Origin of the sequence: Pseudomonas sp. BRM28 (assembly GCF_002939405.1) — a bacterium.
Lineage (GTDB): Bacteria > Pseudomonadota > Gammaproteobacteria > Pseudomonadales > Pseudomonadaceae > Aquipseudomonas > Aquipseudomonas palmensis.
On the sequence record NZ_PEFV01000001.1, the window covers coordinates 2,850,141 to 2,862,673 of the forward strand.

Consider the following 12,533-nt stretch of genomic DNA (forward strand, 5'->3'; position numbering starts at 1 on the left):
GTTCAAGGCTGCAGCGGTTCGGCGCCCTTGACGAACATCTGCGCCGTGACAATGCAGCACTTCTCGGCCTTCTTCGAACTGAAGGCCTTGTGGTCGAGCGCCCATTCCAGCCAGAAGCCGTCGATCAGCGCGGTGATGGTCAACGCCGCGCTTTTGGCGTCTATCTGCGTGCCCTGTGCCTTGCCGATGGCCTTGAACACCGACTCCAGTTCCTTGCGATAGTCGGCATAGAGCTTCTTGTTCAAGGCGCGCAGCTGCTCCGACGATACCGCCGCCCCCCAGAACCCCAGCCAGGTGGTGAGGATGAACTCGTTGAAGATCTGCCCGCGAAACGAGGAGCGGATGATCGCCAGCAGACGGTCCTCGGGCGTGCCGCCCTGCACCGCCAGGTACTTGCGGGTTTCTTCGCGCAGCTGGTCGGTGAGTTCCTGGTAGGTCGACAGCATCAGCTCTTCCTTGCTGGAAAAGTGATGGCCGATCAGCCCGATGGACACCCCGGCCTGCGCGCAGATGCGCTCCAGGGTACTGCCACTGTGGCCATAGCGGGTGATGCACTGCATCGTCGCCTCGATGATGGCCTTGCGGCGCGTCTCGGGGTCGATGCGGGTTCGACGCTTCCTGGGTTGGGTTACTTCGGGCTCACTGCTCATACGTCAACAACCTGTGCACTGCGGGGCATGGCCCCGGTCTCCGGACAGCGGCTACATCTCAGTCGCCAAGCGAGGCGACAATTTAGCAACTTTTGCCCGGGCAAGTGACAGGAAATGGCGATTGCCCCGGCGTGCGTCGCGCACGCCGGGGCAATCGTCGACAGGCTCAGTTGGCGCTCAGGCCGCGCTCCAGGTCCTTGTCCAGTTCATCGATGCGCGACAGCTCCGCCGCGATGTCCTGGGTGCGGCACAGCCACCCATAGACCAGCGCCGACACCACCAGACCCACCAGCATGCTGATGTCGGCGCCATCGAGCAGCGTGGTCACGTAGCCGGTATACAGCCCGGTGCTGGAGAACGGCAGCATGGCCACGAAGCCTGCCACGTAGGCGCCGATGCCGCGCCAGTTCCAGCGCCCGTAGATCCCGTTGGGCTTGAAGATCTCGGTAATCGAGAACTTGCCGTGGCGTACCTTGTAGAAGTCCACCAGGTTGATCGCCGTCCACGGGGTGAACAGGTACAGCAGGATGGCCAGGAAGTCGCCGAAGTCCTTCACGAAGTTGTCCGATGCGGTCATCGCGATGGCGATCGCGGTCCCGCCCACCAGCAACATCGAAACGATGCGCTTGAACAAGGTGGAGGTCTGGGTCTTCACCGTGTCGGCGATACTCAGCAAGGTGATCGAGGCGCCGTAGAAGTTCTGCGCCGCGCTGGTCACCAGGCTCAGCACCGCCAGGATCAGCAGGCATTCGCCGAAGCCGCCGAACAGTGTGTTGCCCAGCATCACCAGGCCCTTGGCCAGGTTCTGCCCCGGGCTCAGTGCCGCGGCCAGGGCGCCGATCAGCATCATCCACACCCCGCCGATCATCGCGCCCATGTAGGTCCACCAGAACGACGAGCGCACGCTGACATTGGCCGGCAGGTAGCGCGAGTAGTCCGACACGTAGATCGCCCAGCTCAGCTGATACGCGGCGGCCACGAAGAACTGCGCCAGGAACGGCGTTGCCTTGAAGTCCGAGACGCTCAGCTGATCGGCTGGCAGCTTGACGAAGAAGAACAGCCCCACGGTGAACACCAGCATCACCGCGATCAGCACGAACGCCAGCAGCCGCTGCACCTTGTGGAAGGTGTTGTAGCCGGCAATCGCCATGACGATCGCCAGCAGCGAGAAGGCGATGGCCGAGCCGTTTTCGGGAACGTCGAACAGTTCGTGCAGCGTCTGGCCCACCAGCAACTGGTTGAAGGCGTTGTAGCCCACGTAGGTGGCGATGGCCACCACATACACCAGCAACGCGCCCAGGTAGCCGAACTGCGGGCGCGACTGGATCAGTTGCGGCAGGCCCATCTGCGGGCCCTGGGTGGAATGGCCGGCCATGAACAGCGTGCCGAAGGCGCAGCCCAGGAAGATCGCCACCGCCGACCAGAACAGGTTGGCGCCCATGCCGACCCCGATGATGCCCACCGCCAGGGTGGTCAGGTGCGCTTCCCCGCAGAACCAGATGGGCCACAGGTGCCACGCCTTGCCGTGGCGCTCTGCGAGCGGGACGTAATCGATGGAGCGTGTTTCAAGGTTCAGGCGTCCCTTGGACGCCGAGTGGGAGGCAGACATGGCAGTTGCACCTTTTTTATTGGTCTGGTTGCACGGCTAAGCGGAAAACAGCGGGTTCATCAGTCCCGGGCGTGGTTGATCGCCTGGGTCAACAGCGCCTCCAGTTGCGCCTGGGTGCTGTCGCGCGGGTTGGTCAGCCGCGCCGGGTCGCCCATGGCCTTGCGTGCCACGGCGCCGACATCGGCCTGGCGGACCCCGAGCTCGGCCAGCGACCTGGGAATTTCCAGGCGGTCGAGCAAGGCGCACACGGCGTTGTAGAAGGTCTCGAACTCGGCGTCCGGCAAGCCCAGGGCCTGCGCCACCGGCATCAGGCGCGGGGTGATCTGCGCCTGGTTGTAGCGCAGCACCACCGGCAGGATGACCGCGTTGGTCAACCCATGGTGGGTGTTGTAGGTGGCGCCCACCATATGGCTCAGTGCGTGCACCAGCCCCAGGCCCTTGAGAAACGCCACGCCGGCCAGGCACGAGCCGATCAGCATGTTGCCCCGCGCCTCCAGGTCGTGACCGCGTTCGACGGCGGTGTCGATCGAGCCCCACAGCAGCGTCAATGCCTGCAACGCGGCGCCATCGCTGAGCGGGTTGAAGCTGGGCACGAAGTAGGCTTCCAGGGCATGGATGATCGCATCGCACCCGGTCCATGCGGTCAGGTTGGCCGGCAGGCTCTGGGTCAGCTCCGGGTCCAGGATCACCGCCGCCGGGCGCGCCCGTGGGTGCCACACGCAGCCCTTGATGCCGCGCCCGGTGTCGGTGAGCATCGCGGTGCTCTCGGTTTCGGCGCCGGTGCCGGCGGTGGTGGGAATCGCGATCACTGGCGCAAAGTCCGCCGCACTGAAACCTGCCGGCACCGGCTTGTCGAAGTCGAAGGCCCACAGCTCGCTGCGCTGCTGACGGGCGACCAGGGCCACCGCCTTGCCGCCGTCCAGGCCACTGCCGCCCCCCAGCGCGATGATGCCGTCGGCGCCCCAGGCCCGATAGGCTGCGGCACCGGCCAGTACCGACTGGTCGGTGGGGTTGGGCTCGATGCCGCCGTACAGGCCGCAGGCAAGCCCCGCCTCGGTCAGGCTGCGCTGCAGTTCATCCACGAAGGGCAGGCGCAGCGAGCCCTGATCGGTGATGATGATCGGTCGGCTGATGTTGAAGTCCCGGCACAGCCTGGCCAGGTGATGACGCGCACCCGGGCCGTACTCGATGGGCAGTGGCACGGTCCATTGTTGCGGGTTCAAGGCTGAAAGCGTGTTTTGCATGGGGTTGACCTCAACGGCAGCGCAGGATGGTGGATTTCAATTCGGTGTACTTGCCCAGCGCATGGGCCGAATTGTCCCGGCCATTGCCGGACTCCTTGAACCCGCCAAACGGGAAGTTCATGTCCACCAGTTCGTCATAGCAGTTGACCCACACCGTGCCGGCCCTGAGCTGGCGGGTGGCGCGGTGAATGGTCCCAAGGTCGGATGACCACACCGCCGCCGCCAGGCCGAACTCGGTCTGGTTGGCGATGGCGATGGCCTCATCGAGGGTGTCGAAGGGAATCACCACCAGCACCGGGCCGAAGATTTCCTCGTTGGCGATACGCGCGGTTGCGTCCGGGGCAAGGAAGATCGTCGGCTCCAGGTAGGCGCCTGCCCCCACCGGCGAGAGCGCCTGGCCGCCCTTGAGCAACTGCGCCTCGTGCCGGCCTGTTTCGATGTAGCGCTGGACGCGCTCGAACTGCACCGCGTCGATGATCGCGCCCGTGACGCTGGCCGGGTCCAGGGGGTGCCCCGGGTAATAGCTGTCGGTGGCCACGAGCAGTTCGCGCAGCAGCGGCTCGATCACCGAGCGCTGCACCAGCAGACGCGACCCGGCGCTGCACACCTGGCCCATGTTGGCGAAGATCGCCGCCGCTGCCGATTGCGCGGCCTGGGTGATATCCGCGCAATCGGCCATGACGATGTTGGCCGACTTGCCGCCCAGCTCCAGCCATACACGCTTGAGATTGGAGGCGGCGGCGTTCTGCGCGATCTGCCGCCCCACCGCGCCGGAGCCGGTGAAGGCGATACAGTCGACGTCGCCATGCAGGCTCAGCTCGCGCCCCACCGCGCCATCACCGGGGAGCACATTGAATACCCCCGCCGGCACACCCGCTTCCATCGCCAGGGCGGCGATGCGCAAGGCGCTCAACGGGGTTTTCTCCGACGGCTTGAGCAGTACGCTGTTGCCGGCTGCCAGGGCCGGGGCGAACTTCCAGGCGGCCATCAGCAGCGGGTAGTTCCAGGGCACCACCGCCGCCACCACGCCCAGCGGCTGCTGGGTAACGGTGCCGAAGAACTGCGGGTCGGTGGCCGGCACCTCACCGTGCACCTTGTCGATCAGTTCGGCAAACCAGCGCAGGCAGTAGATCGTGCCCGGCAGGTCGGCACCAATGGTATCGGCAATCGGCTTGCCGCTGTCCAGGGTCTCCAGCAGCGCCAGCTCGTCGGTATGCGCCTCGAGCAGTGCGGCCCACCTCAGCAGCACCGCCTTGCGCTCGCGGGCCGCCAGCTCGCTCCACACGCCGGCCTCGAAGCTGCGCCGCGCAGCAGCCACGGCCAGGTCCACATCGGCCTTCGCGCACTGGGCCACCGCCGCGAGCACGGCGTCGTCAACCGGGCTGCGGGTGCAGAAGGTCGCCCCGTCTTGCGCGTCCACATAGCGCCCGTCGATGAATGCCCTGCCCTCCAGCGGCAACGTTGCTGCCTTGTCGAGCCAATAGGCCCTGTCTTTGAGTCGTGTCACTGCAATACCCCGTCTTGTTCTTGTCAGGCTGGGGCAATCCTAGGCGATACTGAAAATATCTTCAATAACGATCAAGACCGTTACTGAATTTATTTTCAATAAAAAATGCCCGCATGAGCGGGCATTGTTCCAGGCGATGCATGGGCAGCAGCGTGCAGTCAGTCCGTCCAGGTCAGCGAGGGCGCCCCCCGCCGGCGCATCACCCAGGCAATCAGCAGGCCGCCGAGCATCCAGGCGGCGCCCAGCACCTTGGCGTGCACGTTGGTGCTCCACAGCGCATAGCTCAACAGCAGCACGCCCAGCACCGGGGACACCCCATGGCTGAACAGCTGCGCCTGGCCGATCTTCCTGAAGTAGATCATCACCGACACGTGCAACAGGATGTAGGCGGTCAGCGCGCCGAACGTGACCAGGGTCACCATCACATCCAGGTAGCCGGCCCCGGCGAACGCCACCACGAACGAAACCAGCGCAACCGTGACGATGGCGTTGGCAGGCACGTTGGTGCGGGCACTGATGCGGCTCAGGTACGCGGGCAGGCGCTTGTCCCGCGACATGCTGAACAGCACCCGCGCCGTGGTCGCCTGGGACACCAGGGTGTTGGCCATCAGCGCGATGATGCCGCTGGTCAGGGTGATCACCGGCAGAAACCAGGCCCCGACGATCTCGGCACTGAGGGTATAGAACGCGGTGTCGGCAGCGGCGCCCTGGTACACCGTGCCCAGCGGCACGAACACTGCCGCCAGGTACACCTGCCCCACGAACAGCACCGTGACCAGCATCAGCAGCATCATCGTGGCCCTGGAGACCGTCTCCCCGCCCCCCTTGGCCTCTTCGTTCAGGGTCGACACCGCGTCGAATCCGATGTAGCTGAGGGCTGCAATCGGTACGGCGGCGAACACCATGGCCATGGAGAAGTCGGAGCGGTTGTAGAATGGCGCGATGAAGTGCTCCAGGGTCGGCTTGAGTTCGATGATGCGAGAGGTGGCGAAGGCGGCGAACAGAAACAGCACCACCAGCTGGATCAGCAGCAGCACCTTGCTCAACCTGGCATTCATCTCGATGCCCATCAGGTTGACCGCCGTGGGCACCGCTACGAAGGTGACCAGCCACACCGTGGTCGGCACCTGCGGGAACTGCGCCGACAGCGCCGCCGCCCCCAGCACCGCCAGCAGTGCCGGCAGCAGCAGGTAATCGAGCAGAATCGCCCAGCCGGCCACGAAGCCCAGGCTGCTGTTGGTGCCGTGGGTGACATAGGAATAGACCGAGCCGGCCAGGGGGATCTTCCTGGCCATCTGGCTGTAGCTGATGGCGCTGAAGATCATCGCGACGGCGGCCACCAGGTACACCAGCGCCACCATGCCGGCGGAGGTGTTGTAGATAAGCCCGAACACGCTGACCGGGGCGATGGGCACGAAATACAGCAGGCCGTAGGCGAGCACATCGGAAAAGCTCAGTACCCGTTTGAGCCCTGCCTGCTCCGGGTCTTGTGTACTGGGGGTGTCTGACGCATTGGCAATCGACATGGGCAATCTCCGAAGCAATAGATCGTCGAGGCGCAACCCCCTGCTTCGCCAGGGGCCTGGGTCGACTTGTTTTTTATAGTTTTATCCATGACTTCAAGGGTCGGTACAGCGCGCGCGGGGCTGCGTGCGCTGTACCGGGGCTGCTTCCTGCAAGGGGCAAGTATCAAAGTGGGCCACCAGGCGAACAAGCGACCATTGCGCATGCAATCAGTCGTCGGCGGAATGATCCCCAGCGGTGCCGCCATGGCTGTGCATCGACCCGACGGCATTCAGGTGCGCGGGGTCGCCTTGGCAATGAAGGCGCGCAGGTGCCTGAAGAAGGGTTCGGGGTTTTCGATATGCGGCATGTGGGAGGCCTCGGGTATGCAGCAGAACTCGGCGCCCCTGACCATCGCCGCGAAGTCCCGGCCCGATTCGGGGGTGCCTTCGTCGTGGGCCCCGCACATGAACAGCGTGGGCACCTCGATCGACGCCAGCTTCGGGGTCAGGTCCAGGTCCGCCAGTGTGCCGGTGCCGAAGAACTCGGTGGGGCCCCACATGTAGCCGTACAGTTCGGTCGCGCAATTGTCCATCGTGTCGACCACGATCTGCGGCCAGGGCTGCACGCGGCACAGGTGACGCACATAGAACGCGTTGACCGCCTCCAGGTACTCGGGGCTGGTGAAGTCGCGCTGCGCCTCGCACCGGCGCATCACCGCCTGCAGGTGGTCGGGCAACTGCGCCTTCAATCGCTCGCAGTCCGCCATCCAGCGCTTGGCATCGACCAACGGCCCCGACAGCGCCAGCGAGCACAGCCCGGCCGGCTGCCGGGCCGCATAGTTGATGGCGATGCTGCAGCCCCACGAGCTGGAAAACAGATGCACCTGGCCCAGGCCCAGGTGCTCGCGAACGGCATCTATCTCGTCGGTAAAACGCTCCAGCGTCCAGTTGCGTGTGTCGCCCACCCGCTGCGAGCGTCCGCAATCGAGCTGGTCGTACAGCACCACGCTGCGGTCAGGCACCAGTTCGAGCAGCGGCAGCAGGTAGTCATGGGAGTTGCCGGGGCCGCCATGCAGCACGATCAGCGGCACGGCACCGCTGTTGGCCGAGCGGTTGAGCCGGTACCAGACCTTCCCACCCGGTACATCGATATGGCCGCTTTCATCTGGCACAGCAGCGTAGTCACTCACGAGCACCTCCAACCTTGTGATTGTTATTCTGTTGGCGCACGCCCCCGAACCCGCAAGCCCGGTACTGACGCGGGAACAGGCGGTCGTCGCCCTGCTCGAGTCTTAGGGCACGAAGGGGCTGGCACAAGCGAAAAAAAATGGGCTGGTCCTGAATTATTTTCCTGACCTGCCGTGGCGCTGCGGCACGCTCAGGGCGGCGGCGCGAACAGCACGGGCCGCGCTGCATCGGCGCCCAGTACACAGGCCACGTCATGCGCGCAACCTGGCACGATGACCATGCGCCTGGGCGTGCGCGGCTTGAGCACGGCCTGTTCATAGGCGGCATACGCCAGCCCTCGCTGCAATCGGAAAGGCCCCTGCAACATGGCCGCGCAGGATTTGTCGAGAATCGGGTAGAACGTACCCTTGTCGGCACTGCTGTCGAGGGCACCTTCCAGGTAATCGACCTGGGCCGCCGCATAGTGTGCGCGGGCCTGCGCGCCGGTACGCGGCAGATAGCCAGGCAGCGACTGGGTGCCGTACTTCCAGTGGTCATAGGCACAGGCCGGGGACGTCGCCGGCACGTCGAAGCGCCAGGTGCAGCCCCCCGTACCACAGGCCTCCCACGGCACCGTTCGCTCGCCCCGCAGGGGCACGGGGCGAACCGGGTCGAAGTACAGCCAGCTGCCCGGGTCGGCGATCACATAGCGCAGCGCCACACCCGCCGGCGGGTCGGCGGCAAAACCGATGCTGTGCTGGAGCATCTGCGCACCGGCCGAAAATCCCACCAGGGTCACACTGCGCAGGCTCGGCCACTGCCGGGCCAGTTCGCCCAGCAAGGCGTCCAGTGCCGCAAAGGCGCCAAGCGGATGGGCGCCCAGCGAGGGAGCCCCCGCCAGCCAGCCGGCACAGCTCCACAGCGCGTCGCCCGGTTGAGCGCCGGGCGTGTCCGGCATGCTGCAACGCCCGGCCTGCGCCGGCGCCACCTGATACAGCGGCGCCACCACCAGGGTACGCGGCAACCGGCCCGCAGCACGTGCCGCCTGCAAGCCGGCCTCGAAGCTGCGCCCGACATCGCGCGGATGCCCGTGCAGTATCAGCAGTGCCGTCTGCGGGCCGTGGGGGTCGCCGGGCCTTGGCACGCGCGATGCGTAGTAATGCATCTGGCCTGCACCTGCCGGCAACGCGAAGCTGTGCAGGCACTGCGGGCCGGCCTGGCGCCCGCAGTGGCCGTCCTCGGCGGCGAGCGCGCCACTGGCCGTCAGCCACAGCACTGTCAACCACATAACGCTGCGCCAGAGGCGCCTTGGCGTGTGCATCGTCGCCTCCATCAGGCTTGGTCTGTCACTCCGGCGAGGTCAGTTCCCCGTACGCCACCACCCGGTTCCGGCCGCCCTGCTTGGCCTGGTACATGGCCTGGTCGGCCTGTCGCAGCAGGTGCTGGTAGTCGGGGTGGCCGTTGTAGGTGGCCATGCCGATGCTCACGGTGACCTGGTGCCTGCGGCCTTCGGTCAGTTGCAGCTTTTCCGCTTCGACCTTGCGCCGCAACTTCTGCGCCACCTTCATGGCGTTGGCGCTGTCGATGTCCACCAGGATCATCAGGAACTCCTCGCCCCCCATGCGGAACACGTAGTCCCCCGCGCGGCTGTGGCTGCTGAGGATCTCGGCGATCTGCTGCAGAATCGCGTCGCCGGCTTCGTGACCGAAGTTGTCGTTGATCGACTTGAAGTTGTCGATATCCACCGAGAACACCGAAAACGTCTGCCCGGTCTTCTGCGCGATGGCGATCTCGTTGCCGATCACCACCGGCAGGAACTTGCGGTTGAGCATGCGTGTGAGCACGTCGCGGCCGCTTTCCAGCTCGTTGGCAGTGTTGAACAGGTTGTCGAGGTTGAACATCAGGCTCTTGGTCTGGTCGCGAATGTCGCGCAGCAGGCGCATGCGCGTCTCCTGCTCGTGCATCGAGGCAAGAAACATGGGCAGCAACACGTCATCCATGTGACGGATGATCTTCAGGATCTGATCGCTTTCGCTTGTGTTCTGGAAGGCGTAGGCGCCCTTGTGACGGAACCACAGGCCGAAATCAGAGGCCGCGAGCCTGGGCAGGTTCACGCCGTTGGAGCCCATGGCCAGGTCGAACATCAGGCTGTTTTCCCAGTCCAGCAAGGCGCCGCGCTGACGCTCGCGCTCGGTGCTGATGTTCTGCAGCACCGAGAACAGCCGGTAGCCTTCCTCGTTGCGCGAGTTGCGGTCATGGGACCGCGAATAGGCGTGGCTCATGATTTCCATGGCCAGGTCCATGGTTTCGCTGGCCAGGCGCAATGCCTGCGCCTCGCTGGCCCACTGCTGTTCGAGAATCAGCTGGAACAGCAACTTCTTCAGGTGCCGCGCACCACTGAGCACCAGGTGCAGCGGCACGTCGATGCGCGCATGCACTTCCCCCACCTGCTTCTGCAGGGCAACCAGCGGCATGCAGTCATCGGTGGGCGACACCGAATAGACCCGCACCAGCCAGGCCTGCATCGAACTGCCCAGGCGGCTCTTGACCTCGTCGTGGGACAGGATCAGCGAAGCATTGGGGTCGGCCAGCATGTGTTCATAGAACCGCGCGGCCAGCATGACCTTGTTGCGCTCGACAAGGCCCTGCAACGATTGGGTCAGCGTGCATGGGTACTGGGAAACCATGCTGTGCCATTCTTTGGCTTGTACTTCCGGGGAAACGCTTGGCATGTGTGGCCTATTTTCAATTCAGCAAGAAGCCTGATGCCTACACGAATCACAAGAGGCTTCGGCACTGGACGAACCAACCGGGTTCGCCCGCCGGGTATTCTATTGCACGCTGCGCGGGAAGTCTTTGAACGCGAGCGCTGCGTACCCGGCTCAATACTTGCGCGGCCCTGCCGATAGCCTGCGCAAGGCATTTTTTCAGAGGAAGCAAGCGTCGATGAACCATAAAGGCATGGCCTTGGCCAGCAAATACTGTCAGGGCCGCGGCCTGGAGATCGGTGCCGCCGCGCATAATGCGTTCTACCTGCCGGACTGCATCAACCTGGCCCCCTGCGATGGCGAGGCATTCCTGTACCCGCAGGACCTGGAAGACTACACGCACTACAAGCAGGAACAGGCCAACTACCACGTCGAGCCCGCCAGGGTCGACGCGCTGGGCGACTTCCTGGATATCCCCTTTGCCGACCAGACCTTCGACTACCTGATCACTTCCCACGTCATCGAGCATGTGCCCAACCTGCTGGCGGCCTACGTGGAGTCATCCCGGGTGGTGAAGGACGGTGGCGTGTTCTTCTGCATCTTCCCCAACCGCAACGCCGAGCCCACCGACCGCATCCGCGCGCTGACCACCCTGGAACAGATGATCGACGCCTACGAAAAGCGCGTCGACATGAGCACGATCGACGCGCACCTGTGGCGTGGCCATCACCTGGTGTTCTCCCTGCAGAGCATGCTGCGGGCCGTCAACCTGATCAACAACGTCGGGCTGGGGCACTGGCTGGTCGAAAGCGTCGAGCAGACCGACTCCAAGGTCGGCAACGGCCATACGGTTGTACTGCGCAAGCAGGTCGGCCTGGCGAACCTGATGATCAAGGATGGCGCCCAGTTGAATCACGAGATCGGCACGCGCCTGCGGGCCCAGGACCTGACCGGCGCCCTGCACCTGGTGAAGGTGGCGCTGTCGTTCGACTTCTTCAACGCCTATCACCTGTACCTGGCCTTTGCCCTCAGCTGCCAGCTGGACAACGCTCGCGAGGGGCTGGAGTTCCTGCGTCAGGCACTGATCATCGACCCGGAAAACGAAGAGTACCGCCAGCTGTTCGTGCAGTTCACCGGCGGCCCGTTCATCAACCCTGTGCCCTGACCCCGCCGAGCCGGCCGCACGCAGGCCGGTTCAGGCGTGCCAGCAGCGGTACCAGCCATCCTGTTCGCTGATGCGCAGCTGCGTCTGGTACAGCTGCGACAGTGCCGCGCTGGTCAGCACCTCGGCCTTGGGCCCGTCGGCCACGATGCGCCCCTGGCTAAGCAGCACCACACGCTCGATCTCCGGGATGATCTCGTCGATATGGTGGGTGGTGATGATCATGGCGTGCTCCTCGGCGCAGAAGCTGCGCAGCAACCTCAGCATGCCCAGGCTCGCCCCCATGTCCAGGCCGTTGGCCGGCTCGTCGAGAATCAGCGCACTGGGCCGGTGAACCAGCGCGCGGGCCAGCAGCAGGCGGCGCTTCTGCCCGGTGGACAGGCGCTGGAACATGGTGCTTTCGTACCCGGCCATTTCCACCTCGGCCAGCAGCGCACGCGCCTGCGCCAGTTGCTCGTCATCGGGCTGCAGATGGCCATGGGCACCGATGGCGCCGAAAAAGCCCGACGCCACCACATCCAGCGCCTGGGTGTGCGGGGTGTAGTCTTCCTGCAGGTCCTGGGACACGAACCCCAGGCGACTGCGCAGTGCCCACAGGTTGACGGTGTCGCTGCCGAACAGCTTCAGGTGGCTGCCTTCGCGCTCCACCGGGTACAGCTCGCGGGTGATCAGCTTGAGCAGGGTGCTTTTGCCGGCCCCGTTGGGGCCCAGGATGGCGACCTTCTCGCCGGCACCGATGTGCAGGGAGAAACCGTCCAGCACACGGTTGTGCTGCTGGTAGGCGGTGACATTGTGGAAATCGATCATGGCTTGCTCGTCAGTGCGGCACGGAAAAGAACCCGGATCTTTCCACAGCACGCAGCCAATGGCTACAGGGCACGGCCAGGTGCCCATGAATGCCGGGCGCGACGTGTGTCTGGCGCCAGATTACCGACAGCCGCCCCGCGTCAAACAATCGTTTGAAAAAAATCGTCGAAATAC

10 protein-coding genes are annotated in these 12,533 nt (G+C 64.9%); 1 reads left to right on the top strand and 9 read right to left on the bottom strand.

The window, feature by feature from the left end; translation table 11 throughout:
* Positions 1 to 2 precede the first annotated feature (2 nt).
* The 8 genes from betI to CR917_RS13565 all read right to left on the bottom strand — a co-directional run bounded on the left by betI (position 3) and on the right by CR917_RS13565 (position 10,369).
* The gene (gene betI, locus CR917_RS13530; protein ID WP_052504246.1) at positions 3 to 650 is read right to left on the bottom strand and encodes a transcriptional regulator BetI; all 648 of its coding nucleotides are present in this window, start codon (positions 648 to 650) and stop codon (positions 3 to 5) included.
* Positions 651 to 816: 166 nt separating this feature from the next.
* The gene (locus CR917_RS13535; RefSeq protein ID WP_043861246.1) at positions 817 to 2,259 is read right to left on the bottom strand and encodes a cytosine permease; all 1,443 of its coding nucleotides are present in this window, start codon (positions 2,257 to 2,259) and stop codon (positions 817 to 819) included.
* 59 nt (positions 2,260 to 2,318) lie between these two features.
* Complete coding sequence (locus CR917_RS13540) at positions 2,319 to 3,503, bottom strand: iron-containing alcohol dehydrogenase (RefSeq protein WP_054914492.1); 1,185 nt, start codon at positions 3,501 to 3,503, stop codon at positions 2,319 to 2,321.
* Positions 3,504 to 3,513: 10 nt separating this feature from the next.
* Positions 3,514 to 5,010: an aldehyde dehydrogenase family protein gene (locus CR917_RS13545; RefSeq protein WP_058540202.1), complete on the bottom strand. Its 1,497-nt coding sequence runs from the start codon at positions 5,008 to 5,010 to the stop codon at positions 3,514 to 3,516.
* Between the two features lie 158 nt (positions 5,011 to 5,168).
* Positions 5,169 to 6,536, bottom strand: coding sequence for an APC family permease (locus CR917_RS13550; RefSeq protein ID WP_058540203.1), 1,368 nt, complete (start codon positions 6,534 to 6,536; stop codon positions 5,169 to 5,171).
* A 269-nt stretch (positions 6,537 to 6,805) separates the two neighbouring features.
* On the bottom strand, positions 6,806 to 7,705 hold the full coding sequence (locus tag CR917_RS13555; RefSeq protein WP_158255589.1) for a proline iminopeptidase-family hydrolase: 900 nt from the start codon (positions 7,703 to 7,705) through the stop codon (positions 6,806 to 6,808).
* A 188-nt stretch (positions 7,706 to 7,893) separates the two neighbouring features.
* Positions 7,894 to 8,970: a hypothetical protein gene (locus CR917_RS13560; protein ID WP_218278976.1), complete on the bottom strand. Its 1,077-nt coding sequence runs from the start codon at positions 8,968 to 8,970 to the stop codon at positions 7,894 to 7,896.
* Between the two features lie 58 nt (positions 8,971 to 9,028).
* On the bottom strand, positions 9,029 to 10,369 hold the full coding sequence (locus CR917_RS13565; RefSeq protein WP_173925049.1) for a diguanylate cyclase: 1,341 nt from the start codon (positions 10,367 to 10,369) through the stop codon (positions 9,029 to 9,031).
* Between the two features lie 259 nt (positions 10,370 to 10,628).
* Here CR917_RS13565 and CR917_RS13570 point away from each other — a divergent pair, with 259 nt between their 5' ends.
* Positions 10,629 to 11,555, top strand: coding sequence for a bifunctional 2-polyprenyl-6-hydroxyphenol methylase/3-demethylubiquinol 3-O-methyltransferase UbiG (locus tag CR917_RS13570; protein ID WP_229590118.1), 927 nt, complete (start codon positions 10,629 to 10,631; stop codon positions 11,553 to 11,555).
* A gap of 30 nt (positions 11,556 to 11,585) precedes the next feature.
* Here the strand turns inward: CR917_RS13570 and CR917_RS13575 are convergent, their stop codons facing one another.
* On the bottom strand, positions 11,586 to 12,359 hold the full coding sequence (locus tag CR917_RS13575) for an ABC transporter ATP-binding protein (RefSeq protein ID WP_043861240.1): 774 nt from the start codon (positions 12,357 to 12,359) through the stop codon (positions 11,586 to 11,588).
* Between the last annotated feature and the right edge of the window lie 174 nt (positions 12,360 to 12,533).